The following is a 26847-nucleotide window of genomic DNA, read 5'->3' on the forward strand; positions in this document are numbered from 1 at the left end:
TCAAGAACATGCCGAATACCTACTTATGGTGGATTTTGTATGCCTTAACCCGGTTCTCCATCCGGTGCGGCCGCGGCGACCCCGCCGGGGGGGGGGCGGCCCCCCGGGTCGGCCGCGGGGGTCGCGGCGGCGGCCGGGGACCGGGCGTCCTGCCCACCGCCGCCCGGACCGGCCATGGTCGGACGCGGCGATCCGCGGTACCGGTCCCTGGCGTCCCGGGGCTACAACCGCCGGTTCGTCGGCCGCCCCGAGCACGTCTGGGTGACCGGCACGACCGCGCATGTCGTAGGGGCTGCGCAGCAGGCGGTGGACAGCGGCCGGCGGATCACGGTCCGCAGCGGGGCGCACGGCTTCGAGGGCTTCGTCGGCGACCCGGCCGTGGAGGTGGTCGTCGACATGTCCGCCATGACGGGCGTCTCCTACGACCCGGGACGCCGGGCCTTCGCCGTCGAGGCCGGTGCGCTGCTGGGCGAGGTGTACCGGAGGCTGTATCTCGGCTGGGGGGTGACGATCCCGGCCGGCTGGTGCGCCGACGTCGGCGTCGGCGGGCATGTCCTGGGCGGTGGCTTCGGTCCGCTGTCCCGGCTGATGGGCCTGTCCGTGGACCACCTGTACGCGGTCGAGGTGGTCGTCGTCGGCCGGGACGGCAGGGCGCGCGCTGTCGTGGCCACCCGCGAACGATCCGACCCGAACCGGGACTTGTGGTGGGCGCACACCGGCGGCGGAGGCGGCAGCTTCGGCATCGTCACCCGCTACTGGTTCCGCACACCCGGCGCCGTCGGCGACGACCCGTCCGGCCTGCTGCCCGCGCCGCCGTCCGGCGTGCTGAGCTTCTCGGTCTCCTGGGACTGGGAGAAGCTCGACAGGACGTCCTTCGCCCGGCTGGTCCGCAACCACACCGAGTGGGCCGAGCAGCACAGTGCCCCCGACTCGCCGTACCTCGCCCTCTACAGCGAACTCGCGCTCACCCGCCGCCCCTCGGGGACGGTCCTCATGATCGGGCAGGTGGCCGCGGACTCCGGCGCCGAACGGATGCTGGACGAGCATCTCACCGCGATCAACCGGGGCGTGCCGGTCCAGCCGGTCCGCACGGTGCGCAACCAGGCATGGCTGGCCGCGGCCCAGGCCGGCTCACCGGGCGACCCCGGGCCCGTCTACCGGCTGAAGGTCAAGTCGAGCTATCTGCGCCGGCCTTTCACCGACCGGCAGATCGACGCCCTGCACCACCACCTCACCCGCGCCGACTACGACCACCCGGGCGGCAGCGTGAGCCTCTACACCCACGGCGGCAAGGTCAACGCCGTGGCCCCGGACGCGACCGCGACATCCCACCGGGACGCGAGCGTGAAGATGTTCTACGTCAACGGATGGGAGGACCCCCGCGACGACGCCCGGCACGTCGGCTGGCTGCGCGAGCTCTACGAGGACCTGTACGCCGGCACCGGCGGCGCCCCCGCGGCCGCCGACGGGGCGTTCATCAACTACCCGGACACCGACCTCGCCGACCCCGCCCGAAACACCGGCGCCCCCTGGCACGCCCTCTACTTCGGCGACAACTACCGGCGGCTCCAGCGCGTCAAGGCGCGGTGGGACCCCCGTGACGTCTTCCACCACGCCCTCTCGATCAGGCGAGCGTGACCTCGACCGGCAGCTTCTTGATGCCGTTGACGAAGTTGGAGCGCACGCGCGGGACGTCACCGGCCAGGCGGATGCCGGCCAGCCGCGGGATCAGCTCCTCGAACATGATGCGGATCTCGGTACGGGCCAGCAGGTTGCCCAGGCACAGGTGCGGGCTGCCCTTGCCGAAGGTGACATGGTCGTTGTCGGCGCGGGTGACGTCGAAGTCGTACGGGTTGCCGAAGACCTCCTCGTCGCGGTTGCCGGAGGCGAACCACATGACGACCTTGTCGCCCTCCTTGATCCGCTTGCCGCCGAGTTCGACGTCACGGGTGGCGGTGCGGCGGAAGTGGTAGACGGGGGAGGCCCAGCGCAGGAACTCCTCGACCGCCGTGGGGATCAGGGAGGGGTCGTCCTGGAGGCGGGCCAGCTGCTCGGGGTGCTGGAGGAGGGCGAGCATGGAGTGGGAGATGGTGTGCCGGGTGGTCTCGTTGCCGGCCACCACCAGCAGCAGGAAGTAGTTGTCGAAGTCCTGCGGGGAGAGCGGGACGCCGTCGCGCGGGGTGGTGTTGACCAGCCGCGAGACCAGGTCCGTGCCGTCGCCGCCGCGTCGCTGCCGGGCCAGCTCCCGCCCGTACTCGAAGACTTCGACGGACGCGGGGGAGCGGAACGGCAGGTCGCGGTACTTCTCGCTCTCCTCGCTGTGCAGCAGTACGTCCGCGTAGTCGGGGTCGGTGTTGCCGATGATGCGGTTGCCCCAGTCGATGAGCCGCTGGTTGTCCTCCGGCGGCACGTCCAGCAGCCGGGCCAGGACGTTGATGGGGAAGTCCGCGGAGACGTCGGCGACGAAGTCGAAGGTGCCCTTGGCCAGGGCCGCGTCCAGGGTCGTCGCGGTCAGGCCGCGCAGGAAGTCGGCGTAGCTGTTGATGACGCTCGCGCCGAACTGCCGCTGGATCACGCTGCGCAGCGCGCGGTGGCGGACGCCGTCCGTCTCCAGGATGGAGGCGCGCTTCTTGATCTGGTCCTCGTCGACCTCTTCGAGGTTCACGAACCTGGTGGAGGTGAAGGTCTCGGGGTCGCGGTCGACGCGGGCGATGTCCGCGTGCCGGGTCACCGCCCAGAAGCCCGAGTTGGGTGCCTCCTCCGGCTGCCAGTGCACCGGGTCCTCGTGGCGCAGGGTGTGGAACATCCGCCAGGGGGTCACCCCGTCGGTGAAGTTGTCCAGGTCGGCGAGGTCGACGTCCGCCAGTGGCATCGGTTCGATCGCGGCGTGGGCGGTCCGGGGCTGGATCTGCGTCTCGGTCATCAATGGCTCCAGGCGTCACAGGTGGTAGGCGTATTCGGTGAACTCCCAATCGGTGACGTGCCGTTGGAAGCGTTCGACCTCGTTGCGCTTGTAGGTCAGGAAGGACGTGACGAAGTCCTTGCCGAGCAGGTCGGTCAGGGCGGTGTCCGCCTCCAGGGCGTCCAGCGCGGCGGACAGGTCCGCGGGCAGCACGGCCGATTTGGCGGTGTCGTAGCCGTAGCCCTCCAGCGGGGCGGGCGGTTCCTCACCGGCCTGGACGCCGAGCAGCGCGGCGGCGATGGTGCCGGCGACGATGAGATACGGGTTGGCGCTGGCGTCCCCGAGGCGCAGTTCGACGCGGGCGCCCTCGCCGCGCTCGGGCGGGATGCGGACCATGGCACTGCGGTTGTCCAGCCCCCAGTCGATCAGCCAGGGCGCGAGGGTGTCGGGGCCGAACCGCTTGTACGAGTTGACGGTCGGGTTGGCCAGCGCGGCGAGCGCGGGAGCGTGGGCGACGATGCCGGCGACGGCGTGCCGGGCGGTGGCCGAGAGGCCGTACACGCCGGCGGGGTCGTCGAAGGCGTTGCGGCGCTCGGCGTCGTCGCACGACAGGTGCAGGTGGAAGCCCGAGCCGCCCGCGTCCGTGAACGGCTTGGCCATGAAGGTGGCGAGCCGGCCCTCCTTGCGGGCCAGCTCCTTCACCGCGGCCTTGAAGCGGAACGAGCGGTCGGCCGCGTCCAGCGCGTCGGAGTGGGTGAGGTTGATCTCGTACTGGCCGCCGTCGAACTCGTGGTTGCCGGTGATGACGCCGATGTCCAGGTCGCGCAACTGGCGCAGGGTGCGCAGCAGGTGGTTGTCGGGGTCGGCGCGCAGGCCGGCCGTGTAGACGGCGCCTGTGGTCTCCGGGGCGCGGCGCCAGCCGGTGGGCGTGCCGGGAGCGGGCTCCAGCAGGAAGTACTCCAGTTCCGGGCCGACGACGGGACGCAGGCCCCGCTCGGCGCAGCGGGCCAGCACGGTGCGCAGCAGGTCGCGGGGTGACTCGGGGGCGGGGGCGCCGGTCGCCGGGTCGGTGACCTCACCGAGGCAGGTGGCGACGCCGGGCTCCCAGGGCAGCGGGGCCAGCGTGGACAGGTCGGGACGCACGGTGACGTCGGGCAGACCGGCGTCCAGGCCGCCCGCGACCGGGACCACGTCGCCCTGCGGGCTGGTGTGGTAGACGGCCCGGCAGAAGGCCAGCCCGTGCTCGCGGGCCGACGGCAGATGCTCCACCAGGACGTCACGGGCGCGGTCGGTGCCGATGAGGTCGGGATAGATCACCCGGACCACGTCCACGCCCTCGGCGGCGAGCCGCTCCATGTGCCGGTGGATGTCGGGGGTGTCGGATGCGCTCACCGATGTCTCCTCGGGCGGATGGGAAGGGTGGCGTGCGGACGACCTGAGCCGGGGTGCGGGGAGGCAGCGACCCGGGGCCGTCGTTTGAACCCGAACGGTATGGACGGGATTCGTCGTCCCGCAAGAGGGCGGCGCCAAAAATTTATCCACCTGGACAGGTATTGACCAGGGTCGAGCGGCTTCCTATGTTGTTTGAAGCCAAACGAGTCAGGGGTTCGGCTCTCGAACCCCTTTGGCCAAGGGCCCGGCCACAGGCCGGCCGGGCCCTCCCTTCCCCTTCACCCCCGCTCCGACGCCCTCACTCCCAGGAGGACCGGCCATGAAGGTCGTCGTCGACATGAACAAGTGCCAGGACCACGGCCAGTGCGTCTTCGCGGCCCCGGACGTCTTCTCGATGGACGCCGAGGGACACCTCGCGTACGTCACCGACCCCGACGACGCGCTGCGCGACGAGGTCGAGGAAGCCGCCGACGTCTGCCCGCTGCAGGCCATCCGGATCGAGGGCTGAGCCCCGTGACCGCACGCATCGTCGTCGCCGGCGCCTCGATGGGCGGCCTGCGCGCCGCGGAGCAGGCGCGCGCGGTCGGCTGGACCGGCGCGATCACGGTCGTGGGGGACGAGCCCCACATGCCCTACAACCGTCCGCCGCTGTCCAAGGAGGTCCTCGCGGGCAAGGCGCCCTTCGAGTCGCTGGCCTTCACCCCGAAGGCGGCCGTCGCCGACGTGGAGTGGCGGCTGGGCACGAAGGTCGTCACGGCCCGGCTCGCCGAGCGGACCGTCGCACTCGACGACGGCTCGGTGCTGTCCTACGACGGCCTGGTCGTCGCCACCGGCATGCGGCCCCGGCGACTGCGCTGCCCCGGCCCGCTCGCCGGCCGCCACACGGTCCGCACCCTGGCCGACGCCCAGAGGCTGCGGGACGAGCTGACCCGTCCCGATGCCCGCGTGGTCGTGGTCGGCGCCGGGTTCATCGGCTGCGAGGTCGCCGCCACCGCCGTAGGACTGGGCGTCCGTGAGGTGACCGTCGTCGATCCGCTGCCGCTGCCCATGGTCGGCCCGCTCGGCGCACTGCTCGGCCGCGCGCTGCTGAAGCGGCACCAGGAGCGCGGGGTGCGCTTCGCGCTCGGCTCCGGGGTCGCCGGGTTCCAGGGCGGCGAACGGGTGACCGGCGTCGTCCTGAGCGACGGCACGGTGCTGCCCGCCGACGTGGTGGTCGAGTCGGTCGGCTCGGTCGCGAACGTCGAGTGGCTGCGGGGCAACGACCTCGACCTCTCCGACGGCGTCCTCACCTGCGAGCAGTTGAGGGTCGGCGGCCGCCCGGAGGTCGTCGCCGTCGGGGACGTGGCCCGCTTCCCGAACGCCCGCTACGACCGTGTGCCCCGTCGCGTCGAGCACTGGTCCATCCCCACCGACACCGCCAAGCACGCGGCGAAGGCGCTCGTCGCCCGTCTCACCGGATCCGACGCCGAGTCGGCGCCCTTCGCACCGCTGCCCACCTTCTGGAGCGACCAGCACGACTTCCGGCTGCAGTCGTTCGGGGCGCCCGGCCTCGGCCTCGACGACGTACGAATCCTGGACGGCGACCCGGACGGCGACGTCCTGGTGGGCTACCACGCCGACGACCGGCTCGTCGGCGTCGTGGCGCTCGGCGGCCACAGCGCCGCCACAGGTGCCGCCCGCTACCGCGCCCAGCTGCTGAAGCAGCCCGCTCTCACCGCGTAAGGAACCCCGTCATGTCCTCAGTCCGTGGCTACTTCCATCCCAAGACGGCGAGCGGTGCCTCGTCGCTGATTCCGTCGCCGCCGTGGCGTTACTCGGGCGACCTGCTGACCGTCGAGTACCGGACCGATCCGGCCCGGGTGCGGGAACTTCTGCCGGAGCCGCTGGAGTTGGCGGACGAGGATCCGGGCGCCGTGGCGCTGATCTGGGCCGACTGGCAGTCGTGCTCGCAGTCGGGGGCGGAGCTGCTCGATCCGGTGCTGGCCCAGTACAAGGAGGCTTTCGCGGTCGTTCGGTGCAAGTACCGGGGGCGGATCCACTCGCGGTGCGTCCACATCTGGGTCGACAAGGACTTCGCGATCGCGCGTGGGCTGCATCAGGGGTATCCGAAGAAGCTCGGGTCCATTCACCAGACGCGGCCGCATCCCTACGGCCCCGCTCCGCGGATCGAGGCGGGGGCGCGGTTCGGGGCGACGCTGGCGGCTGCGGACCGGCGGTTGGCGCAGGCCGTGGTCACGCTGCGGGAGCCGTCCGAGACCAACGGGTTCGTCAATGGGCATCCCATGGCTCATCACCGATGGCTGCCGTCCATCGAGAAGGGCAAGGGGCTCGCTCTCGATGAACTGATCGAGTCCGGTGCGGCCTCCTTCGAGGGCGGGCAACCGTGGGTCGGGGACGCCGAGTTGGCGTTGTTCGAGGCGCCGACCGAGGAGCTGGCCCGACTGGAGATCCGGGAGCCGATCGCCGCTTACTACCGCCAGGTCGGGGTGGTCTGGGACGGCGGGCGGCTGCTGGAGTCCGGTACGTCCGGGGCGTCCGCCGAATAAGCCCTGGGCGGACCGCCGTTGCCCTTCCTGACGACAAGGAGCCCTTCTCTCATGTCTGACAAGATCACTGTCGCCGGTGTCACGGTCGACACCCGGCACTGGATCGGCGGCGAACGGGTCGCCTCCGCCGAAACGTTCACCGACGTCTCGCCGATCGACGGCAGTGCGATCGGTGAGATCTCCCGCGGTACGGCGCGGGAGGCCGCCGCCGCCGTCGCGGCGGCCAAGGCGGCCTTCCCTTCCTGGGCCGCCACCCCCCGCGCCGAACGCGCCCGCGTCCTGCACGCCATCGCCGACGGCGTGGAGAAGCGGATCGAAGGACTCGCCATCGTCGAGACCACCGACAACGGCGCCCTGCTGCGCTCCCACCGCCGGGGCGTCATGCCGCGCGTCGCCCACAACTTCCGTTTCTTCGCCGACTGGTTGCTCGGGCTCGACCACGAGGACTTCGACACGCGCGGGCACACCAACCACGTCAGCTGGGACCCCGCCGGCCCCTGCGTGCTGATCACTCCGTGGAACGCCCCGCTGATGCTGGCCACCTGGAAGGTCGCCCCCGCTCTGGCCGCGGGCGACACCGTGGTCCTCAAGCCCGCCGAGTGGTCCCCGCTGACCGCCTCCCTCCTCGCCGACATCGCGGCCGAGGCGGGGCTGCCCGACGGGGTGCTGAACGTGGTCCAGGGTTACGGCTCGGAGATCGGCGACGCCCTCACCTCCCACCCGGACGTACGCCGCATCAGCTTCACCGGCTCGGTGCCCACCGCCCGGCGGATCGCCGCGTCCGCCGCCGCGAACCTGACCCCGCTCAGCCTCGAACTCGGCGGAAAGTCACCGCTGTTGGTCTTCGCCGACGCGGACCTGGACCTCGCGGTGGATCTCGCGGTGGAGCAGTACGACAACGCGGGGCAGGTCTGCCTGGCCGCGACGCGCCTCCTCGTCGAGGAGCCGGTCGCGGAGGAGTTCACGCGCCGGTTCGTCGAGAAGGCCGCGGCGCTCACGCAGGGCGACCCGCGGGACGACGCCACCGACATCGGGCCGAACATCCACCCGCGCCAGCTGGAGAAGATCGACGGCTTCGTGCGACGGGCCGTCGAGGCCGGGGCGCGTGCGGTCATCGGCGGACATCGCAAGGACGGGCAGTACTACGCGCCGACCCTCCTCACCGACGTCGCCCAGGACTCGGAGATCGTGCAGGAGGAGGTCTTCGGACCGGTCCTGACCCTCCAGACCTTCACCGACGAGGACCAAGCCGTACGCCTCGCCAACGACACCCGCTTCGGGCTGGCCGCCACCGTCGCCACCGGCGACCCCGAGCGTGCCGAGCGCGTCACCGGGCAGCTCGTGGCCGGCACCGTCTGGGTCAACTGCTTCTTCGTACGCGACCTGAGGGCCCCCTTCGGCGGCTCCCGCCACTCCGGCGTCGGTCGCGAGGGCGGCTCCTGGAGCTTCGACTTCTACTGCGACCTGAAGAACACCGTGACCGCCCCGAAGGGATGGAACCAGGACCATGGGTGAGATCGTCGGGGCCGGGCTGCTCGCCCACGTCCCCACCATCGTGCTGCCGGAGGCCGACCGGCTGGAGCTGAACGAGGGCAAGGAGATCACCCTCGTCACCGGGCTCCGGCAGCTCCGCGAGGACGTCTTCGCACGCGACGACTACGACACCGTCGTCGTCCTCGACTCCCACTGGGCGACGACCGTCGAGTTCGTGGTCACCGCCCAGCGGCGCCGCGCCGGCCTGTTCACCTCCGAGGAGCTGCCGCGGGGGATGTGCCGGATGCCGTACGACTTCCCCGGCGATCCCGAACTCGCCCGCAACGTCGAGAGGTTCGCGGACCGGCACGGCACCTGGATCACGGCGATCGACGACGAGTACCTGCCGATCTACTACGCCACCATCAACCTCTGGAAGTACCTGGGGGAGGGGCTGCCGGACAAGCGGTGGGTGACCATCGGCGTGTGCCAGACCGGTGACATGGAGGACCACCTGCGGCTGGGGCGGGCCCTGGCGGACGGGATCGCCGCCACCCCGGGCCGGCGCGTCCTGCTGATCGCCTCCGGTGCCCTCTCGCACACCTTCTGGCCGTTGCGCGAGCTGCGCGACCACGAGGCCAGCGACCCCGTGCACATCCGTACGCCACAGGCCCGCGAGGCCGACCACGAGCGCATCGCGTGGTTCAAGGAGGGCCGCCACGACAAGGTCCTCGACACCATGGACGAGTTCTGGACCTACAAGCCCGAGGCCAGGTTCTTCCACTACCTGATGATGGCCGGCGCCCTCGGCGAGCGGGCCTGCGTCGCCAGGGCCCGCCAGTACGGGGAGTACGAGAACTCCATCGGCACCGGCCAGGTCCACCTCTGGTTCGACCGGCCCGCCGACGGCTGGACCGGCACCGGCCTGCCCGCCCAGCGCCCCCCTCACCGCCGTATCTAGGAGACCTCATGCCCGAGTACCGCCGCGTCCTCCTCGACGGCGCCGCCGTCCAGGTCACCGTCGACGGGGACGAACTCGTCGCCGGGGACGGCCGCCGCGTCAAGATCGAGGACGCCCAGCACCTGCCGCCCGTCGTCCCCTCCAAGGTCGTCGCCGTCCACCTCAACCACCGCAGCCGGGTCGACGAGTTCCGGATCGAACTCCCGGACACCCCGACCTACTTCCACAAACCGACCTCCTCCCTGAACTCCCACAAGGGCGCCGTCGTCCGCCCCGAGGGCTGCAAGTGGCTCAACTACGAGGGCGAGGTCGCCATCGTCATCGGGCGGACCGCGCGGAACGTCTCCCCGGCCGAGGCGGGGGAGTACATCGCGGGGTACACCGTCGCCAACGACTACGGCCTGCACGACTTCCGGGACACCGACGCCGGTTCCATGCTCCGGGTCAAGGGCTCCGACACCCTGTGCCCGCTCGGCCCGGGCCTGGTGACGGACTGGGACTTCCACGGCAAGCGGCTGCGGACGTACGTCAACGGCGAGGTGGTCCAGGACGGTTCCACCGACGAGATGAAGTGGGACATGCACTACCTCGTCGCCGACATCGCCCGCACCATCACCCTGTACCCCGGCGATGTGCTGCTGTCCGGCACGCCCGCCAACTCCCGGCCCGTGCAGCCCGGCGACGTCGTCGAGGTCGAGGTCGAGGGCCTCGGCCGGCTCACCAACCACATCGTCACCGGGCCGACCCCGATCCGCGCCGACGTCGGCGCTCAGCCCACCGAGTCCGAGGAGGTGCTGTCCACCGCGCTCGGCGGGGACTGGGAGTTCCGCGGCATCCGGCCGCCCCGGCGGTGACCAGGGGGACGGCGCTGACCACGCGTACGGCCCTGTCCGACCCGGCGGGTAAGGTCGCGAACATGACCGCACCCGCCGAGGGACCCGACGGACCCGAGGGATCCGACGACCGCAAGCCGCGCCGGCGCATGAACTACGGCGAGGGCCGCGAGGCCCTGCTCAACGCCGCCGTGCGGGTCGTGGCGCGGGGCGGGCTGCGCAAGCTCACCTACCGGGCGGTCGCGCAGGAGGCGGGGACCACGCACGGACTGGTCGTCCACCACTTCGGCTCGCGCGACGCGCTGATCGAGGAGGCGCTGGCCCACGCCATCCGCACCTCGCTCAGCACCAGCGCGCTCGAACCCGGCACCGGCAAGGTCGCCGACTTCTCGGTCGGCGTCTCGGACATGGTCACCGCCGACCCCGACATCCAGGCCTTCCAGTACGAGCTGCTGCTGGAGTCCCGGCGCCGCCCCGAGCTGCTGCCGCAGATCCGCGCCCTGTACGACCGCTACTTCGACGCCACCGAGCGCGAGCTGTCCCGGATGCTGCCCGAGGACGCGGGCCGCCCGCTGACCCGGCTGGTCTTCGCGGCGCTGGACGGGCTGGTGCTGCACCAGCTCGTCTTCGGCGAGCCCGAGACCACCGACACCGCGATCGAGGAGCTGCGCGGGCTGCTGCGGCTGCTGGCGGCCGACGGCGACGAGATGTCGGAGAACGACGGCTGACCTGCGTTTTTCTGGACCCCGGGTACCTGTGGTCCGGGGTCCTTTCTCGTGTTCGTACCCAATCCCGGCGGCACCCCTTGCCAAACGGATAGTTCCAGCCCACCATGAGGCAACTCGTTTGGCCTGAAACGAAGTCCTCTTCCCCAGGCAGGTGATCCGAGTGGACAGTCAGACGGCGGTCCGGAACCAGACCGCGCCCGACGCCTCCACCGCAGGCAAGCTCAAGCCCAACTCCCTCGGCGTGCTGGGCATCCTCTTCTTCGTCCTCTCCGCCCAGGCGCCGCTGACCGGCGTCGCGGGCGCCGTACCCATCGCCGTGGCCATCGGGAACGGAGCCGCCGCCCCCGCCGCCTATCTCGCGGCCGGCCTGATCACCCTGCTGTTCTCGGTCGGCTTCGTCGCGATGGGCCGGCACGTCGTGGACGCCGGGGCCTTCTACCGGTACATCGGCAAAGGGCTCGGCAAGGACCTCGGCAACGGCGGCGCGGGCATCGCCCTCTTCGCGTACTGCGCGATCCAGGCCGCCATGTACGGCCTGTACGGCGCGACCGTCAGCGGTCTGCTGGCGCACCACACCGGGGCGGACGTGCCCTGGTGGGCGTGTGCTCTGGTCACCATGGCGATCGTGCAGGTCCTCGGCGCCCTGGGCATCGAGATGGGCGCGAAGGTGCTGGCGGTGTTCGTGCTGGCCGAGTTCAGCGTCCTGAGTGCCTTCGCCCTCGTCACCTTCGCCAAGGGCGGCGGACCCGAGGGGCTCGGCCTCGCGGACACGTTCTCGCCGGGCGCGGCCCTGGAGGGGGCCCCGGGTGTGGCGCTGATGTTCGCCGTGGCGTCGATGATCGGCTTCGAGGCCACCGCGATCTACGGCGAGGAGGCGCGGGAGCCCCGCAGGACCGTGCCGAGGGCCACGTATCTGGCCGTCGCCCTCGTCACCGGCTTCTTCGCCTTCGCCTCCTGGATGCTGATCTCCTCCTACGGCGCCTCCAAGGCGACCGCGGCAGCCGGTCAGGCACTGGAGGGCGGCGACTCGACGGCGTTCGTCTTCGGGCCGATCGCCGCGCAGTTCGGTGCCTGGGTCAACGACGTCCTGCCCGTCCTGCTGGCCACCTCCCTCTTCGCCGGCATCCTCGCCTTCCACAACTCGGCCAACCGCTACCTGTTCTCGCTCAGCCGCGAGGGCCTGCTGCCGCGACGACTGTCGGCGGTCAACCGCCGGCACTCGCCCGGCGTCGCGGGCTTCGTGCAGACGGTGATCGCCGCGGTGCTGGTCATCCCGTTCGCACTGGCCGGCAAGGACCCGGTGCTGACCCTGTTCTCGTGGGGGAGCGGGATCGCCGTGCTCGCGATCATGCTGCTGTACTTCCTGACCTCGGCCTCGGTCGTCGTCTTCTTCCGGCGCGAGCGCCTGGACACCCGGCCCTGGAACACGCTGATCGCCCCGGTGCTGGGGGCCGTGGGCATCGCCGGGGCCATCTGGCTGATCGTCGAGAACTTCACGACGCTCATCGGCGGCGAGCGGACCACGGCCGTATGGCTCCAGGTGACCGTTCCGGCCGTCCTGGTGCTGGGCGTCGTCGCGGGCCGGCTGACGCGCTTGGCCCGTCCGTAGGGCGCGCCCGCCACCGGGTCGGGGGGTGTCGACCCCATGGCAGCCCCATGGCAGGCGGGGCCCCATTTCGACCATATCGTTTGAGATCAAACATCATCTGGAGGAGTCCCGCATGCTGGACGCCACCCACGAAGAGTGGCTGCGCCGCGCCAAGTCCCTGGATCCGCCCGGCGCCCACCACATCGACGGCGCCGACGAGCCGGGCGGGGGAGAGACCTTCGCGGTCGTCTCGCCCCGGGACGGCCAGGTGCTGGCGCAGGTCGCCGACGGGGGCGCCGCCGAGGTCGACGCCGCGGTCGCGGCAGCCCGCCGTGCCTTCGACGCCGGACCGTGGCCGCGCCTGGCACCCGTCGAGCGAGGCCGCGCGCTGCTGCGGATCGCCGACCTGTTGGAGGAGCGGCGCGCGGAACTCGCGCTCACCGTCAGCCTGGAGATGGGCAAACCCATCACGGACGCGTACGACATCGAACTGCGCGCCGCCATCACCACCTTCCGCTGGTACGGCCAACTCGCCGACAAGCTCACCGACGAGTCCCCGCACACCGCCCCCGACGCCCTGGCCCTGGTCACGCGCGAGCCGGCCGGTGTCGTCGGAGCGGTCGTGCCCTGGAACTTCCCGCTGACGCTGGCCAGTTGGAAGGTCGCCCCGGCGCTGGCGGCCGGCTGCACGGTCGTACTGAAGCCGTCCGAGCACTCCCCGCTGTCCGCCCTCCTGCTCGGCCGCCTGGCCACCGAGGCCGGACTGCCACCCGGTGTGCTCAACGCGGTGAACGGCAACGGCCCCGTCGCCGGCCGGGCCCTCGGCCGCCACCCCGACGTCGACGTCCTCGCCTTCACCGGCTCCACCGCCGTGGGCCGGCACTTCCTGCGCTACGCGGCCGACTCCAACCTCAAGCGCGTCTGGCTGGAACTCGGCGGCAAGTCGCCGAACATCGTCCTCCCGGACGCCCCCGACCTGGAGCGGGCCGCGGCCACCGCCGCCTGGGGCATCTTCTTCAACCAGGGCGAGATGTGCACGGCCCCCTCCCGGCTCCTCGTGCACTCCTCCGTCGCCGAGCGCGTCACCGAGGCCGTCGTACGCCGCGCACGCGTGCTGCGCATCGGCGACCCCCTGGACCCGGCCACCGAGATGGGCGCCCTGGTCGGCGAGGCCCACCTCGGCCGCGTCCTCGGCCACATCGGCACCGGCCGCGACGAGGGCGCCCGGCTGCGCACCGGAGGCGAGCGCGCCCTCGCCGAGACCGGTGGCACGTACCTGGAGCCGACCGTCTTCGACCGGGTCGATCCGGGGATGCGGCTGGCCCGCGAGGAGATCTTCGGGCCCGTCCTGTCCGTCCTCGCCTTCGACGACCTGGACGAGGCGGTACGGCTGGCCAACGCCACCGAGTACGGCCTCGCCGCCGGCCTGTGGACCTCCGACCTCGCCACCGCCCACCGGGTCTCCCGCGCACTGAAGGCCGGCACGGTCTGGGTCAACTGCTACGAGGAGGGCGACCTGACCGTCCCCTTCGGCGGCATGAAGCAGTCCGGGAACGGACGGGACAAGTCCGTGCACGCCCTGGAGAAGTACACCGAGCTCAAGACCACCTGGATCCAGCTGTGACCCGCCCCCTGATCGCCGTCCCCGCCCGCTTCTCCGCCACCACCTCCGCCCTGCGCTACGCCGCCGAGGTGAGCGCCCGTGCCCTGGTCGAGGCGGTGTGGCGAGCGGGCGGCGAACCGGCGGGCATCCACCCGGCCGACCCCGCCGAAGCCGACGTGGCCGAACGGCTCGCCCGCTTCGACGGCGTCCTGCTCCCCGGCGGCGGCGACCTCGCCCCGCACCGCTACGGCGCCGCCGACGCGCACGACAGCGTCTACGACGTGGACGACCTCCAGGACGCCTTCGACCTCGAAGTCGCCCGGTGCGCTCTGTCCCTGGGCGTCCCGCTGCTGGCGATCTGCCGCGGTCTCCAGGTCGTGAACGTGGCGCTCGACGGCACACTGGAGCAGGACATGGGCGGCCCCGACCGCGAACACCGGCACGTCGTGCACCCGGTTCCGATCCGGCGGGGCACCCTGCTGGATCGGGCCACCGGCGCCGAGAAAGTGGACGCCTCCTGCTACCACCACCAGCGGGTGAACCGCCTCGGGGAAGGACTCACGGTCACCGCGAGCGCCGCCGACGGAACCGTGGAAGGAGTCGAACTCCCGGACGCCGAAGGGTGGTTCACTGCGGTGCAGTGGCACCCCGAGGACACCGCGCACCGGGACCCGGCACAGCAGGGCCTGTTCGACGCCCTGGTGCGCGCCGCGCGCGAGAGCCGCTGAGCGGGCAGGCGGGCTGGCAGGCGAGCGGGCAGGCGGGCTGGCGGGCTGGCGGCGCGGCTCAGGCCTTCGGTCGCCGCCCGCTGCGCCGCGGCGCGGGCTCGGCCCCGTCGAGCAGGGCGACCCGGCGCTCCTCGCCCTGCTCCTCGACCTGGAGCACCACTCGGCGCAGCCCCTCCGCGACGCTCCGGCACTCCTCGTCGCTGAGCCGCCCGGCGACGAAGGCCTCCTCCTCGTTGAACGCCGGGAACAGGCGCCGCATCAGCGCCTCGCCCTCCTCGGTGAGGCTGAGCAGCACCAGCCGGCCGTCGGTCGGGTGCCCGGCCCGCCTCACCAGCCCCCGCCGCTCCAGCGTCCGCGACACACCGGTCAGCGTCCCCTTGGAGATCCCGGCCTCCTCCGCGACATGCCGGGTCTCCGACTCGCCCCACACCCAGACCACCCACAGCACCACGAACGCCGTCCAGGTCAGATCGGCCCCGCGCAGCACGGAGTTCTCCAGGTGCTGGCGGACCGCCGAGGCCGCGCGATGGATGTTGGCGACGACGGCCATCTGCTCCCGGTGCAGCGGGATACCACCGAGCTTGGCCTCGGCCAGCTTCTCGGCTTCGGTGATCGATCGTTGGCCGGGCATGGGCACACTCCTTCGGCCGCGGGGCGCCGGACAAGCGGGTGCCGGACGCGGAGCAGATGTCGTTCGGGCTCAGATGTCGTTCGGGCTCAAATTGTACGAAGAGTGACGGAGCTCTGGAGCCCGCGGCCCGCTCCCGGCCGCCCGCACCACCCGTGCCATGCTGGGGCCATGCCGCTCGAGATCGTCCCCGCCGATGTCGCCGATCTCCACCAGGTGGTGGAGGACCATCCCCGCTACTGGGGCGAACGGGACCTGCGCGCGCTCCACCAGCCGGTGCTGGTGCGGGAGTTCGGCGCCACCTGTCTGGTCGCCCGCGCCGAGGACGGCATCCGCGGATACGTCATCGGCTTCGTCACCCCGGACCGCACCGGGTACGTCCACCTCATCGCCACCCGCGACGACACTCGTGGCGCCGGCCTGGGGCGCCGCCTCTACGGGGAGTTCACGCAGGCGGCCCGAGGTCAGGGAGCGGTCCGCCTCAAGGCGATCACTTCCCTCGGCAACAAGGGCTCCCTCGCCTTCCACCACAGCCTCGGCTTCGACGCGCGTGTCGAGGAGGACTACGACGGGCCGGGCCGGCCGATGGTGGTGTTCACCCGGGATCTGTAGCCGACGCGGGCGCCAGGCGCTCGCCCGGGTGGCGTGGCCGGGGACGGTCACCCTCCCCCGAAGGTGACCGGCCCCAGCCGCTCCCCCGGCGCCGGACTGTGGACGGTCGGTCAGCGGATCCGTGCCGTCACCAGCACATCACCGCGGTCTCCCCGGACCCCCAGCTGGAATACAGACGCACCCGGACGAAGTAGCGGCGGCCCTTGACGAGGCGGGCCTCGACGGTGGCGTTGTGCGGGGTGCCGCCGTCGTCCTGGGCGGTGAGGTAGCGGGGCTCGCCGTCCCGCTCCTCGAAGACCACGACGACGGTGTCGCCGTCGCCGAAGGTGCCCACCGTGTACGCGCGGGTCTCCGGCGGTTCGACGACGAAGTCGGCCTGCCCGGCCGGTCCGAGCCGCAGCGGCACCGAGCGGAACGGCACCAGCTCCCGCGGCCCCGGCGTCCGAGCCGCCGGGTACCAGCGGCGGACGAACTCCTTGTCGGCCTTGGACAGCACGCCCGGCGGGTTCAGGCCCGCGCGGAACTGCTCCGGCTCCAGGATCAGCCCGGCCGAGAAGGGGTACCCCATGATCGAGTGCGGGTCCCAGACGGAGCCGTTGACCTCGCGCGGATCGAGCTTGCGCAGGACGTTGAAGAACGTCTTGTCCCGGCTCCAGAAGTTCGGCGGGCCCGCCAGATCGGTGTACACGGCCTCGTCGTCCCAGTGGACGCCGGCGAACGGGCTCTGGTGCTCGTGCAGCATGCCGAGCGCGTGCCCGATCTCGTGCAGGGCCGTTCCGCGCTCCCCGGGCGCGGTCAGGTCCCAGCCGAAGTTCATGGTGCGTTCGTTCAGGCCGACCCGGAGCGCGTCCTTGCCCACGCTCGACCAGGAGCCGTCGCCGAGCTGGAACCCGATGCGCAGTTCGGCCTCCGACCGGTCGCCCACCTCCACGAACGACAGCCCGATGCCGAGGCCCTGCCACTCCCGGAAGCACTCGCGCACGACGTCCCGCTGCTCCTTGCCGCCGACCCACGACACGTGCCGGGCCCGCCCGGTCTCCGGGTCGGGGATCACGGATCCGTCCGTGTCCCGGTCGAAGAAGTGGTAGTGCAGGACGGTGCCGTTGACCCACATCCGCCGCCCGCTGACGAGCGCGCCGAGCCGCTCGGCGGCCAGCCCCGGCGCGAAGGCGGGCGCCGACTGCCGCGCGAGGGAGCAGTAGCGTGCGGTCATGCGAACAGAGTGCCGCCGGCCTGGCGGGGGCGCCTGAGTCGGGGCCTACTCAAGTACCCGTGTATCAAGGGTGAGTCACCGCGCTCCTATTGCCGTGACGACTTTCGAAGGGGACGCGAAGGCCCTCGACACGCCCTGGCCGTTCACCGGCAGGGAACACGAACGGGAACTGGTCCGAGGCTCCTTCATGGCCGGCCGGCACGGCATGGTGATCACCGGCCCGGCGGGGTGCGGCAAGACCAGGCTCGTCACCGAGGCCGCCCGCGGCACCGACCACGCCAGGGTGGCCGGCACTCCCGAGACCCGCCGGATCCGCTTCGCCGCGTTCGCGCATCTGGTGCCCGAGACCGCCTCCCTGCACGACGCGCTCCAGCACCTGTCGGACGTACGGCTGCTGCTGGTGGACGACGCCCACCTGCTCGACGACGCCTCGGCCGCCCTCGTCCACCAGTTGGCCGTGCACGGCCGCACCCGTCTCCTGGTCGTCACCACCGACGGCGCCCCCGCCCCGGGTGCCGTCTCCCGCCTGTGGACGGGCGAACTCCTGCCCCGCCTCCACCTGAAGCCGCTGCCCCGCGAGGCGACGGCCCACCTGCTGACGAGCGGACTCGGGGGCCGCGGCCTCGAGGTCCTCACGGTGAACCGGCTGCACCGCCTGTGCCAGGGAGACCTGCGGCTGCTGCGGGACCTGGTGGGCGCGGTGCGCGAGCACGGACTGCTCACCCGCGTCCCTGACCCGGCCCCGGCACCGGACGCGAACGCGGACTCCGACTCGGACTCGGACGCCGATGCGGATGCGGACGAGTGGGCGTGGCGTGGCCCGCTGCCGCTCACCGCGACCGTACGGGAACGCACCGCGCACGTCCTCGACCGCCCCTGCCCGGCCGAGCGCGAGGCCCTCGAACGCCTCGCCTTCGCCGAGCCGTTGCCGCTCGACCTGGACGACCTCGATCTCCACGCCCTCGAACGCCTGGAGGCCGACGCCGTCGTCCGCGTCGACGACCAGGGCGCCGTCCGCCTCGCCCACCCCTTGCACGGCCCGGTGCTGCGGGCCGCGGCCGGCAGGCTGCGGGCGAGGCGGCTGTCCCTCCCCCAGCCTCCGGCCGGGGGGACCCCCATCTCGCTTCGCTCGCCGGACCAGTACGGCCCGGCCCTCGACGCCGAGCGCGCCGCGCTGACCCGACGCATCGAGCGGGCGGACGTACGGACGATGCCGACGCCCGTGGGGGAGTGGCTGGTCGCGGAGGGCGCCTGGGTGCCGACCGGATACGCGGCCGTACGCGCCCGGTTCGCGCGGCTGCGCGGTGAGCTGCGCGAGGCGGCGGCGTGGGCGCGCGAAGGGCTGCGTGACGGCCGGGACGACCGGTCCTGCCGCCTCGAACTCGCCCTCGCCACAGCGCAGTCGGGCGATCCGACGGCTGCGCACGAGATCCTGGGTGGCCGCCCCCACGGGGGTGGGGCGGCCACCTGGCCCACAGCGGCCCGCGGCGACGCGGGCCGGGCGGTCGAGGCGATCACCGGCGACGCGTACGACGCCGTCCGCCTCGGCATGCCCGAGCGTGCCGCGGGCCGCCTGACGGGCGTCTTCGCCGCGCACGCCGAAGCGCTCGCCCGGGGCGACGGTCCCGCGCTCGACCGCGTGGCCGAACAGCTCGCGGAGCGCGGCTTCCTGCTGTACGCGGCCGAGGCGCACGCCCAGGCCGTACGGGCCCACCGCGACCCGCGCGCCGCCCGCACCGCACGCACGCGTGCCGTCGCCCTGGCCCGCCGCTGCCAAGGTGCCCGCACCCCGGCACTGTCCGGGCTGGTCCTGGGCGAACTGACCACCCGGCAACGGCAGATCGTCACGCTGGCCGCCGCGGGACTGAGCAACCGGCAGATCGCCGAGAAGCTCACCCTGTCCGTCCGCACGGTCGGCAACCACCTCTACGGCGCCTACGCCCGCCTCGGCGCCGGCGACCGCGGAGCCCTGCCGTGGCTGGTGGAACTCCCGCACGCGCAGCCGGCGTAGCGGAACCGGCCGATCAGGCGGCCCCGAACGCCGAGAACGCCCACCCGGTCGCCTGGTGCAGCGCGTCGCCCGGCAGGGCCGCCCGCGCGTCCCGCAGCGCCTCCGCCAGGGAGAGCCCCGCGCTGAGCCCTTTGTGCAGCGCCAGCATCAGCGGCACCACCGCGGCGTCGTTGACCGGCGCGCTGCTCGCCACCACGCCCGCCGTGCCGAGCGGCAGCAGGGCGGTGACCAGGCCGAGCAGCTCGTCGGCGCCGACCGAGGCGAAGCGGGCGGTGTCGCAGCAGGACAGGATGATCCGGTACGGGCTGCGGTCCAGGCGTTCCAAGTCGTGGACGATGAGCGGCCCGTCGGCCATCCGCAGGTCCGAGAAGAGCGGGCTGTCCGCACGGAAGGTGCCGTGCGCCGCGATGTGGGCGAGCGCCGCCCCGTCGAGTTCCTCCAGCACGCGCGGCACGCGCGCCTCCGCGTGCTCCAGGACGACGGATCCGCCGTACCGGCAGGCCAGATGGGGCACCTCCGCGCCACCGGTCGCCAGCCCCGGCCCGCGGACCAGCACATGCCGGCCGCCCGGCGGCGGCTCGGTCTCCCGGGCGCGCAGCCAGCTGCTCGCCGACGGCGACACGCTGAGCACCCGCTCCCGCAGCGACGGCAGCAGCGCCCACGGCACACGGTGCAGCCGGGCGGGCGGTACGACCACCACGGGGCCGTCGCCCAGATGTGCCGCGGCCGGACCGAGCAGCAGCTCCTCCAGGCGCCGCCCCGCGGCCTGCACCACCGGCAGCCGCCCCTCCGCACCCGGGTGGGCCAGCCGCCGCAGCCCGGCCTGCACGTGCTCGGCCTCGGTCTCCGCCTCGGCCAGCAGCCCGGCCTCGAACCGGCGCACCCGCCCCTGCCCGCACAGCAGCACCTGAACCCGACCGTCCAGCACGGCGAGTTCGGCCAGCCGTACGTCGTCGCCGAGCCGTTCCAGCAGCCGGCCCGGGTCGAAGCGGTAGCCGTCGCCGGGCGCGTCGCCGCGCATGTGCAGGGTCCGGGAGCGTATCTCCCGCTCCAGGCGCCGCTGTTCGCGCTCCAGCGCCGGAACGGGCCGGGCCTCCATCCGGGCGGCCTCCGCGCGGGCCGCGATCTCCCGGAACGCCGTCAGGTCGCTCTGGAGCTCCGGGTCGGCCGGCGGCCGGGTCGGCGGGGTCGACAGCGCGGTGGCCCGCCAGCGCTCGCTCCACACCAGCAGCCGCCGCGGACTGCCCGAGTCGAGACTGGCCTGCTGGGCCAGCGCGGCCAGCTCCGCGCCCTGCGCGGTGGCGCGGGCCCGCAACTCGGAGGCGCCCAGCGTCATCCGGTGGTCGTCGAGCACGTCCAGACCGCGCCGGCACGCCTCCAGGACACCCCGCCCCGACCCGGCCGCCCGGGCCCGCAGCGCCTGCGCCGCCCAGCCCGTCATCCGCGCCAGCGGCGGCCCGCTGCGCCGGCTGCGGGCGGCGAGCGCCAGATGCCGCTCGGCGTCGGCCCGCCAGCCGAGCGACAGCGCGATCCGGCCCGCGAGCAGCGAGGCCTCCGGCGCGGCCGGAGCGCCGAAGGCGGCCAGCCGTTCGGCGACCGCGGCCGTGTCGGCCACCAGCCGCCCCGAACTGCGTCCGGCGGCGACCCGCGCCTCGATCAGCACCAGCCGGGCGTGCGCCTCCCACCAGCCGCGCCGCTGCCCGGCGAACAGCCGTACGGCCATGTCGGCGCGGGCGATCGCGGTGTGCGCGTCGCCCGCGAGCAGCGCGGCGCGCGCCGCGGCCAGCAGCAGTTCGGCCTTGCGGGTGGACTGGCCGCCGATGCCGTCGAGCACGGCGATCGCCGCGTCGGCCTCGGCCAGCGCCTCCCGGGGCAGCCCGGCGGCCATCAGCACCTCGCAGCGGCGGATGTTGAGCATGAACGTCGGCGTGCCGAGCTTGGCGTACCGCTCCTCGGCCTCGTCGAGCAGCCGCAGCGCCGCCGGGATGTCCCCCGACCGGAACGCCGCGAGCCCCCGGCTCTCCACCGCGTCCGCCTTGTCGTGTTCCTGGCCGGTGGTGTCCCACAGCGCCTCGGCCGCCGTGAAGTCGGCATCCGCCCGGTCCACCGCGCCGAGCGCCAGATGCACGGTCGCGCGCAGCGTCAGCGCCCGCGCCGTCCAGATGACGTCCTCCGCCTGCCGCAGCACGGGTATCGCCCGGCGCACGTCCTCCAGCGCCTCCCGGTGACGGCCCAGGACCCAGCGGGCGTAGGCCCGGCGGAACAGCACCCGCGCCCGGGTGTGCCCGCTGCCGCGCGCGATCCCGCGTTCCAGCGCGGCCAGCCCCTGCTGAGTGCGCCCCGCGTGCACCAACGCGACCCCGAGGGCCGCCAGGACGTCCGCCTCCCGGTCGGCCGACTCCGCGCGTGCCGCGAGATCCCGGGCCCTCCGCAGGTGATGGAGGGCGATGCGCATGTCGCCCCAGTCCCGCTGCCAGATGCCGATCACCTGGTGGGCGACGGAGGCGTGCAGCGGTGACGGATCGGCGTCGAGCACGCCTTCCGCTCTCGCCAGCGCGTCGTTCGGGGCGGCGAACACCATCGGCAGCAGTTCGAGAACCGAGTCGCTTCCCGCTGTCACCCCACGGATGGTAGTTGCCGCGGAACCGTGCCACACGGGTTGGCGCTGTATCAATCAGCGACCGCACGGCTCTGACTGACGACCGTCGCCTCAGCGGGAGGACACGCCATGGCACCACAGCGATTCCACGAGCAGTTCGAGCAGATCCAGCGTTCCATGCCCGACGTCCCCCTCGCGATGGGACCGGACGACTCCGCCGAGTTCATCTTCGAGAAGGGCTACGTGCTGGTCCGCGACGGCGACGACGCCCGCCTGGTCGAGGACACCGTGCGGGCGCACTTCACCGCCGAACCCGACCTCGTGCAGGACCGCGTACGCCGCGCGAGCCCGCGGGCCAACCGCTCCGGCATCACCCGCATCCAGGTCGGCGACCCCGGCGAGGGCGGCTCGCGCGGTGACCGCACCGTCGCGCACGCGCTGCGCGCCCTGCGGGAGACCGAGGGCCGGGCCGGACGCCGACTGGTCAGCCGCAACCACCTCGTGGCGATCGCGGGCGGCGTCAACTCCTGCCCGGGCGACGAACCCGCGCCCGTCCCGCTCGGCGAGGGGCTCAACCCGGCGGCGGCCGAGGGCACCCACGACCCGGACACCGCGGTCGGCGTCCTCGTCATCGACACCGGCCTCATGCACGACTACCGGTCCCACCCGCTGCTGGCCCACACCGAGGGCGACGCGCAGATCAAGGAGTGCGACGACGACGGCGTCCTCCAGGAGTACGTCGGGCACGGCACGTTCATCGCCGGACTCGTCGCCGCCGTCGCGCCCAACACCGACATCACGGTCCGCAACTCCCTCAACGACGCGGGCGCCATCCTGGAGTCAGAGTTCGGCGAGAAGCTGTTCGAGGCCGTCGACGCGGGCGGCTGGCCCGACATCCTCAGCCTCTCCGCCGGCACCTCCAACGGCCGCACCGACGGCCTGCTCGGCGTCGAGGCCTTCATGCGGGAGCTGCGCGAACAGCGCACCCTGCTCGTCGCGGCGGCCGGCAACAACGGCAGCGCCACGCCGTTCTGGCCCGCCGCCTACGCCGACCTGCCCGACTACCAGGACGTCGTCCTGTCGGTCGGCGCGCTGCGCAGCGACGGCGAGTTCGGCGCCTGCTTCAGCAACCACGGCGCCTGGGTGAAGGCGTACGCGCCCGGCGAGCGCCTCACCAGCGTCCTCACCGGCTTCGACACGCCCGTGCCGTACGTCTACCAGCACTCCACCTACGACGCCTGCCGGTACGGCTTCGGCTACGCGTGCACCTGCCAGTCCCCGCGCCACAACGGCGTGCTGAGCGAGGAGGGCTGCGCCACCAAGCCCGACCAGGTGATGTTCGAAGGGCTCGCGCACTGGAGCGGCACCTCGTTCGCCACCCCCGTCGTCGCCGGCATGATCGCCGCCCACATGACCGCGCAGCAGGAGACCGACCCGCGGGTCGCCCGGTACAAGATGCTCGCGGCGAACTCCGGTTTCGCCGAGGTGCGCGGGGCGCACGTACCGGCCCTTCGCCCCCCGACCTGGCGCCCCGTCCCGGTCGTGCCGCCGGCTCCTCGGCCATGAGGGTCGGAACCGTCCCCTCCGCGGCGTACGATGACTTGCCGTACACGAGGGGTGGGGCTGTGGACCGTGCAGACGTCGGTGCGTTGGTCCAGTCCGCCGTCGACGGCGACGCGGCGGCCTGGAAGGCGCTCGTGGAGGGGCTGAGCCCCTTGGTGTGGTCGGTGGTGCGCGCGCACCGCCTCAACGACGCCGACGCCCATGAGGTGTACCAGACCGTCTGGTTCCGCTTCGCTCAGCACCTGGGGCGCATCCGTGAACCCGAGAAGGCCGGGTCGTGGCTCGCGAGCACCGCTCGGCACGAGTGTCTGAAGGTGCTCAAGAGTTTGCGGCGGCTGACCGTGACGAACGATCCGCAACTGCTCGACCGGATCAGCGAGGACCGTACGCCCGAACAGTCGCTGCTGGACTCCGAGGAGGCGGCCGCCGAGTCGGAGCGCATCCGCTGGATGTGGCAGGAGTTCGAGAAACTCGGGGAACGCTGCCGCCAGTTGCTGCGGGTGCTGATGGCCTCGCCGCCGCCCAGCTACCAGGAGGTGTCCGCCGCACTGGGCATCGCCGTGGGCAGCATCGGACCGCTGCGCCAGCGCTGTCTGCGCCGCCTTCGGGCCCGAATCGACGCACGGGGAGCGCTGTGAACGACGACATGCACGACGAAGTCAGGGACGAAGGGCCCCTCGGCGAGGACGGGTTCGACGTCGGACCGCTGGAGGAGGAACTCCGGCAGGCCGCCGCCATCCTGGACCCCGTCCCGGCCCACCTGAGGCAGCTCGCCGTCGAGGCTTTCGCGCTGCACGACCTCGACGCCCGGATCGCCGAGGTGACGTTCGACTCGGTGGTGGACGCCATTCCGGTCAGGGGGGCGACGGACACACCGCGGATGCTGACCTTCCGCGCGGGCGAGGTGACCATCGACGTGGAGCTGACGGCGCAGGGCCTGATGGGGCAGGTGCTGCCGCCGCGGCAGGCGCGGATCGAGGTGCTCGGCGGCCCGCAGACGGCCGTGCCGCTCGACGCCGACGCCATGGGCCGCTTCACCGGCGACGCACCGGCGAGCGGCCCCTTCGCGCTGCGGCTGCGGGCCGGCGGCGAGGTCGTGGTGACCGAGTGGCTGCGGGCCTGAGCCGTCACCGTCAGCGTGCGACGGCGTCCACCAGCGCTGCCAGCGCTCGCGCGAGCCGGGTGAGTCCGCGACCCGCGGGGCCACCCGGCTCGGTCATGTAGGTGTCGCGGCGGATCTCGATCATCAGGGCGGCGACCCGGGGCTCGGTGCCGTAGAACTCCAGCGGGACGTACGTGCCGCTGAACGGAGTGTCCAGCCCCGTCTCCCCGCACGGCGCGAACGCCTCGCGCGCCGCCGCGAGCAGCTCGGGCGGCGTGTGGAAGGAGTCCGTGCCCAGGCAGACCGGCGGCCGTGGGCCCTCGCCGTGCAGTTCGTAGGGGAGTCGGGCGGTCGGATAGGAGTGCACGTCGATGATCACGGCCCGGCCCGTGGCGGCGAGCCGGTCCGCCACGGCCTGCGTCATCGCCCGCGCGTACGGCCGGAAGTACCGTTTCAGCAGGGGCTCGGGGTTCGTGTCCGCGGGCCGCAGCTCGGCGAGGTGCGTGGTCCGCGTGTAGACGGCGCCCATGCCGACGGCCAGCATTTCCTCGCGCTCGTCGGGGAACCGCTCCGGATCGACGACCAGTCTGGAGAGCCGGTTGACGAACCGCCAGGGCGTCACCCGGGCCCGCTTGCCCGCCGCCTCCGCCAGCTCGGCGGTGTGTGCGTCGGTGATGTGGTCCAGCTCCCGCTCCAGGGCCCGGTCGTCCAGCACGATCGCGGTCCGCGCATCGGCCGGGATGTCCCGCGCGCTGTGCGGTACGTGCAGGATCACGGGGGAGTCGTCGGAGCCGGGCAGCAGCTCGAAGGAAGCAGTCATGGGCCTCAAGGCGTTCTGGTCAGGGGCGGCCGGTCGGTGCGGCGCGGCGGGGTCACGGAGACCTGCTGCACCTTCACGTCGACGAGAGAGTGCCGGCAGTCGTACACCGGTGCCGTGTCGACGAGCAGGAGGTAGGTGATCGTCGTGCCGCAGCCGATCAGACCCGGTCCGATGCTCAGGCGCGAGCCGCACACGTCGACCTGCGGAGCCCGGGCCGCGCCGGGGCTGGTCTCGGTGCGCAGCAGCTCCAGACAGGGCACGCCCAGGTCCACCTGGAACGGCTCCCCCCGGTCGAACGCCTCGCTGGCGATGTCCCGCCGACCGGGGTTGGTCAGCACCACCTGAACGAGGTGCGGATCGGTCAGCAACGTGCCGTTCCACCGGATCTCCAGACTCCCGTCCACACACGGCTGGACCAACGGGCTGTGGCTGACGGTGTAGTTGAGCCGCCGCTTGGGATGCGTGGACCGGAACGCGGTCCACATCGCGAGGAGACCCACGAGCACGGTCACGGCGACCCCGGCCGCTGTCCAGAAGGTCTCCACGGTGTAGAAGGCACCGGACGCGACGGGCGGGGGAGAGGTGACCTCGTTCACGGGCAGCCCGACGCGCCAAGGGGCCGGTCGCGCGTCGTACTCCATTCGTACGTGCGGCAACTGTTCCGGTGGCTCACCGCCCCGGCCCGCCGACGGTTTCCTGTCGTCGCTCAGCGGGGGCGGAGCCCTGCGCCGAGGAACGCCCGCCACTCGTGCGGTGCGAACACCAGCGCCGGTCCCCGCGCGTTCTTGGAGTCCCGGACCGCGACGAGGCCCGCGACGGCGGCGACCTCGACGCACGCCCCGTTGCCCGAACTGCGGCTGCTCCTGCGCCAGTCGGCCCCGTCGAGGTCGGCTCGCGGCAGCCTGCGTCCGTCGTGCGCGCTCATGACCCCTGCATCTCCCTTGCGATCCGCTCCAGCGTGGTGGGTGTCTCCTGCGGGTCGGGAGCGGCGGCCCGCACGAGGTCGAAGGTCTGGACGAAGGTGCGCACGTCGCGCTCTTTCTCCAAGTACACGTTTCCGGCGATCGAGTTGACGTAGACGACGGTGGGCTCGCGCGGCCCGAACTCCAGCAGCGAGAAGGTCCCGGCGAGGGCCGCGTGGGCGCCCTTCGCGGTCGGCATGATCTGGATGGTGACGTTCGGCAGCTCCGCCGTCCTGGCCAGGTGCTCCAGTTGGGCCACCATGACCTCGGTGCCGCCGACGGGGCGGCGCAGGGCGCTCTCCTCCACCACCACCCACAGCTCCAACGGCTCGGGCGTCCTGGTCAGCAGCGCCTGCCGCTCCTTGCGGAAGCGCACCAACTGGTCGACCTCGTACGGTTCGTTGGGCCGTACGGCGGCGATCACCGCGCGGGCGTAGTCGGCGGTCTGCAACAGGCCGTGCACGAAGGTGGGTTCGTAACTGCGCAGGCGACCAGCTCGGCGAGTTCCCACGGCTCGACACCGGCCTGCAGCTCACCCTTCTCCTGGGCGACCCGCAGACAGTCCTCCATTATCTGACTCCAC

General features: G+C 72.7%; 25 protein-coding genes. 16 read left to right on the top strand and 9 right to left on the bottom strand.

Translation table 11 applies throughout. The features are described from left to right. Window positions 1-174 precede the first annotated feature (174 nt). Window positions 175-1638: a BBE domain-containing protein gene (locus tag ABZ078_RS40190; protein WP_356583477.1), complete on the top strand. Its 1464-nt coding sequence runs from the start codon at window positions 175-177 to the stop codon at window positions 1636-1638. Here ABZ078_RS40190 and ABZ078_RS40195 read toward each other — a convergent pair. Together ABZ078_RS40195 and ABZ078_RS40200 are read right to left on the bottom strand one after the other, a co-directional pair. Then, complete coding sequence (locus ABZ078_RS40195) at window positions 1625-2923, bottom strand: cytochrome P450 (protein WP_356583478.1); 1299 nt, start codon at window positions 2921-2923, stop codon at window positions 1625-1627. The genes ABZ078_RS40190 and ABZ078_RS40195 overlap by 14 nt on opposite strands. 15 nt (window positions 2924-2938) lie before the next feature. Continuing rightward, the gene (locus tag ABZ078_RS40200; protein WP_356583479.1) at window positions 2939-4294 is read right to left on the bottom strand and encodes a glutamine synthetase family protein; all 1356 of its coding nucleotides are present in this window, start codon (window positions 4292-4294) and stop codon (window positions 2939-2941) included. 319 nt (window positions 4295-4613) lie between these two features. Between ABZ078_RS40200 and ABZ078_RS40205 the strand changes: the two genes are divergently transcribed. From ABZ078_RS40205 to ABZ078_RS40250, 10 genes are all read left to right on the top strand, one after another. Beyond that, window positions 4614-4802: a ferredoxin gene (locus ABZ078_RS40205; protein ID WP_356583480.1), complete on the top strand. Its 189-nt coding sequence runs from the start codon at window positions 4614-4616 to the stop codon at window positions 4800-4802. A 5-nt stretch (window positions 4803-4807) separates the two neighbouring features. Next, a complete protein-coding gene (locus tag ABZ078_RS40210; RefSeq protein ID WP_356583481.1) occupies window positions 4808-6016 on the top strand; it encodes an FAD-dependent oxidoreductase in 1209 nt (402 codons plus the stop codon). An 11-nt stretch (window positions 6017-6027) separates the two neighbouring features. Further along, window positions 6028-6840, top strand: a complete 813-nt coding sequence (locus ABZ078_RS40215) for an acetoacetate decarboxylase family protein (protein WP_356583482.1) — start codon at window positions 6028-6030, stop codon at window positions 6838-6840. Window positions 6841-6891: 51 nt separating this feature from the next. Beyond that, window positions 6892-8355 (top strand): aldehyde dehydrogenase, encoded by a 1464-nt coding sequence (locus ABZ078_RS40220; protein WP_356583483.1) that lies wholly within the window; start codon window positions 6892-6894, stop codon window positions 8353-8355. After that, a complete protein-coding gene (locus ABZ078_RS40225; RefSeq protein WP_356583484.1) occupies window positions 8348-9274 on the top strand; it encodes a 3,4-dihydroxyphenylacetate 2,3-dioxygenase in 927 nt (308 codons plus the stop codon). The genes ABZ078_RS40220 and ABZ078_RS40225 overlap by 8 nt, the downstream gene beginning before the upstream one ends. Before the next feature lie 8 nt (window positions 9275-9282). Further along, window positions 9283-10128 carry a fumarylacetoacetate hydrolase family protein gene (locus tag ABZ078_RS40230; protein ID WP_356583485.1) on the top strand — a complete coding sequence of 282 codons (846 nt, stop codon included), beginning with the start codon at window positions 9283-9285 and terminating at the stop codon, window positions 10126-10128. A 62-nt stretch (window positions 10129-10190) separates the two neighbouring features. Then, window positions 10191-10835: a TetR family transcriptional regulator gene (locus tag ABZ078_RS40235; RefSeq protein WP_356583486.1), complete on the top strand. Its 645-nt coding sequence runs from the start codon at window positions 10191-10193 to the stop codon at window positions 10833-10835. A 160-nt stretch (window positions 10836-10995) separates the two neighbouring features. Further along, window positions 10996-12444, top strand: a complete 1449-nt coding sequence (locus ABZ078_RS40240; protein WP_356583487.1) for an APC family permease — start codon at window positions 10996-10998, stop codon at window positions 12442-12444. A 112-nt stretch (window positions 12445-12556) separates the two neighbouring features. Continuing rightward, a complete protein-coding gene (locus ABZ078_RS40245) occupies window positions 12557-14047 on the top strand; it encodes an aldehyde dehydrogenase (protein WP_356583488.1) in 1491 nt (496 codons plus the stop codon). Beyond that, window positions 14044-14754: a gamma-glutamyl-gamma-aminobutyrate hydrolase family protein gene (locus ABZ078_RS40250; RefSeq protein ID WP_356583489.1), complete on the top strand. Its 711-nt coding sequence runs from the start codon at window positions 14044-14046 to the stop codon at window positions 14752-14754. The genes ABZ078_RS40245 and ABZ078_RS40250 overlap by 4 nt, the downstream gene beginning before the upstream one ends. Window positions 14755-14812: 58 nt before the next feature. Here ABZ078_RS40250 and ABZ078_RS40255 read toward each other — a convergent pair whose 3' ends face one another. After that, entirely contained in the window at window positions 14813-15385 is a 573-nt protein-coding gene (locus tag ABZ078_RS40255) for a MarR family transcriptional regulator (RefSeq protein ID WP_356583490.1), read from the bottom strand. Between the two features lie 168 nt (window positions 15386-15553). On the opposite strand from ABZ078_RS40255, the gene ABZ078_RS40260 reads away from it, so the two are divergent. Next, complete coding sequence (locus tag ABZ078_RS40260) at window positions 15554-15994, top strand: GNAT family N-acetyltransferase (protein WP_356583491.1); 441 nt, start codon at window positions 15554-15556, stop codon at window positions 15992-15994. Window positions 15995-16121: 127 nt separating this feature from the next. On the opposite strand, the gene ABZ078_RS40265 is transcribed toward ABZ078_RS40260, so the two are convergent. After that, window positions 16122-17207 carry a M12 family metallopeptidase gene (locus ABZ078_RS40265; protein WP_356583492.1) on the bottom strand — a complete coding sequence of 362 codons (1086 nt, stop codon included), beginning with the start codon at window positions 17205-17207 and terminating at the stop codon, window positions 16122-16124. A 94-nt stretch (window positions 17208-17301) separates the two neighbouring features. Between ABZ078_RS40265 and ABZ078_RS40270 the strand changes: the two genes are divergently transcribed. Beyond that, a complete protein-coding gene (locus ABZ078_RS40270) occupies window positions 17302-19218 on the top strand; it encodes a LuxR C-terminal-related transcriptional regulator (RefSeq protein WP_356583493.1) in 1917 nt (638 codons plus the stop codon). Window positions 19219-19231: 13 nt separating this feature from the next. Here the strand turns inward: ABZ078_RS40270 and ABZ078_RS40275 are convergent, their stop codons facing one another. After that, window positions 19232-21799, bottom strand: a complete 2568-nt coding sequence (locus tag ABZ078_RS40275; protein ID WP_356583500.1) for a CHAT domain-containing tetratricopeptide repeat protein — start codon at window positions 21797-21799, stop codon at window positions 19232-19234. Window positions 21800-21946: 147 nt separating this feature from the next. On the opposite strand from ABZ078_RS40275, the gene ABZ078_RS40280 reads away from it, so the two are divergent. Genes ABZ078_RS40280 through ABZ078_RS40290 form a run of 3 tightly spaced genes read left to right on the top strand, consistent with a single transcriptional unit; the run spans window position 21947 to window position 24503 of the window. Further along, entirely contained in the window at window positions 21947-23383 is a 1437-nt protein-coding gene (locus ABZ078_RS40280) for a S8/S53 family peptidase (protein ID WP_356583494.1), read from the top strand. Between the two features lie 59 nt (window positions 23384-23442). Continuing rightward, the gene (locus ABZ078_RS40285; RefSeq protein WP_356583495.1) at window positions 23443-24018 is read left to right on the top strand and encodes a sigma-70 family RNA polymerase sigma factor; all 576 of its coding nucleotides are present in this window, start codon (window positions 23443-23445) and stop codon (window positions 24016-24018) included. Window positions 24019-24026: 8 nt separating this feature from the next. Continuing rightward, the gene (locus tag ABZ078_RS40290) at window positions 24027-24503 is read left to right on the top strand and encodes a hypothetical protein (RefSeq protein ID WP_356583501.1); all 477 of its coding nucleotides are present in this window, start codon (window positions 24027-24029) and stop codon (window positions 24501-24503) included. A gap of 10 nt (window positions 24504-24513) precedes the next feature. On the opposite strand, the gene ABZ078_RS40295 is transcribed toward ABZ078_RS40290, so the two are convergent. The 4 genes from ABZ078_RS40295 to ABZ078_RS40310 all read right to left on the bottom strand — a co-directional run bounded on the left by ABZ078_RS40295 (window position 24514) and on the right by ABZ078_RS40310 (window position 26775). After that, window positions 24514-25302, bottom strand: coding sequence for an N-formylglutamate amidohydrolase (locus ABZ078_RS40295; RefSeq protein WP_356583496.1), 789 nt, complete (start codon window positions 25300-25302; stop codon window positions 24514-24516). A 5-nt stretch (window positions 25303-25307) separates the two neighbouring features. Further along, on the bottom strand, window positions 25308-25943 hold the full coding sequence (locus ABZ078_RS40300; RefSeq protein ID WP_356583497.1) for a hypothetical protein: 636 nt from the start codon (window positions 25941-25943) through the stop codon (window positions 25308-25310). Window positions 25944-26008: 65 nt separating this feature from the next. Continuing rightward, window positions 26009-26227, bottom strand: a complete 219-nt coding sequence (locus tag ABZ078_RS40305) for a DUF397 domain-containing protein (RefSeq protein ID WP_356583498.1) — start codon at window positions 26225-26227, stop codon at window positions 26009-26011. Beyond that, window positions 26224-26775 carry a DUF5753 domain-containing protein gene (locus ABZ078_RS40310; RefSeq protein WP_356583499.1) on the bottom strand — a complete coding sequence of 184 codons (552 nt, stop codon included), beginning with the start codon at window positions 26773-26775 and terminating at the stop codon, window positions 26224-26226. Before ABZ078_RS40310 ends, ABZ078_RS40305 begins: the two co-directional genes overlap by 4 nt. Window positions 26776-26847: the final 72 nt, after the last annotated feature.

Origin of the sequence: Streptomyces sp. NPDC006385 (assembly GCF_040612485.1) — a bacterium.
Taxonomy (GTDB): domain Bacteria; phylum Actinomycetota; class Actinomycetes; order Streptomycetales; family Streptomycetaceae; genus Streptomyces.

Excerpts from the sequence above, each read along its gene's own strand:
- ABZ078_RS40295 (WP_356583496.1), bottom strand. The coding sequence starts at position 25,302 with ATGACTGCTTCCTTCGAGCTGCTGCCCGGCTCCGACGACTCCCCCGTG.
- ABZ078_RS40255 (WP_356583490.1), bottom strand. The coding sequence starts at position 15,385 with ATGCCCGGCCAACGATCGATCACCGAAGCCGAGAAGCTGGCCGAGGCC.
- ABZ078_RS40300 (WP_356583497.1), bottom strand. The coding sequence starts at position 25,943 with ATGGAGTACGACGCGCGACCGGCCCCTTGGCGCGTCGGGCTGCCCGTG.
- ABZ078_RS40245 (WP_356583488.1), top strand. The coding sequence starts at position 12,557 with ATGCTGGACGCCACCCACGAAGAGTGGCTGCGCCGCGCCAAGTCCCTG.
- ABZ078_RS40290 (WP_356583501.1), top strand. The coding sequence starts at position 24,027 with ATGCACGACGAAGTCAGGGACGAAGGGCCCCTCGGCGAGGACGGGTTC.
- ABZ078_RS40190 (WP_356583477.1), top strand. The coding sequence starts at position 175 with ATGGTCGGACGCGGCGATCCGCGGTACCGGTCCCTGGCGTCCCGGGGC.
- ABZ078_RS40205 (WP_356583480.1), top strand. The coding sequence starts at position 4,614 with ATGAAGGTCGTCGTCGACATGAACAAGTGCCAGGACCACGGCCAGTGC.
- ABZ078_RS40260 (WP_356583491.1), top strand. The coding sequence starts at position 15,554 with ATGCCGCTCGAGATCGTCCCCGCCGATGTCGCCGATCTCCACCAGGTG.
- ABZ078_RS40225 (WP_356583484.1), top strand. The coding sequence starts at position 8,348 with ATGGGTGAGATCGTCGGGGCCGGGCTGCTCGCCCACGTCCCCACCATC.
- ABZ078_RS40215 (WP_356583482.1), top strand. The coding sequence starts at position 6,028 with ATGTCCTCAGTCCGTGGCTACTTCCATCCCAAGACGGCGAGCGGTGCC.
- ABZ078_RS40275 (WP_356583500.1), bottom strand. The coding sequence starts at position 21,799 with ATGGTGTTCGCCGCCCCGAACGACGCGCTGGCGAGAGCGGAAGGCGTG.
- ABZ078_RS40265 (WP_356583492.1), bottom strand. The coding sequence starts at position 17,207 with ATGACCGCACGCTACTGCTCCCTCGCGCGGCAGTCGGCGCCCGCCTTC.
- ABZ078_RS40230 (WP_356583485.1), top strand. The coding sequence starts at position 9,283 with ATGCCCGAGTACCGCCGCGTCCTCCTCGACGGCGCCGCCGTCCAGGTC.
- ABZ078_RS40235 (WP_356583486.1), top strand. The coding sequence starts at position 10,191 with ATGACCGCACCCGCCGAGGGACCCGACGGACCCGAGGGATCCGACGAC.
- ABZ078_RS40195 (WP_356583478.1), bottom strand. The coding sequence starts at position 2,923 with ATGACCGAGACGCAGATCCAGCCCCGGACCGCCCACGCCGCGATCGAA.
- ABZ078_RS40220 (WP_356583483.1), top strand. The coding sequence starts at position 6,892 with ATGTCTGACAAGATCACTGTCGCCGGTGTCACGGTCGACACCCGGCAC.
- ABZ078_RS40280 (WP_356583494.1), top strand. The coding sequence starts at position 21,947 with ATGGCACCACAGCGATTCCACGAGCAGTTCGAGCAGATCCAGCGTTCC.
- ABZ078_RS40305 (WP_356583498.1), bottom strand. The coding sequence starts at position 26,227 with ATGAGCGCGCACGACGGACGCAGGCTGCCGCGAGCCGACCTCGACGGG.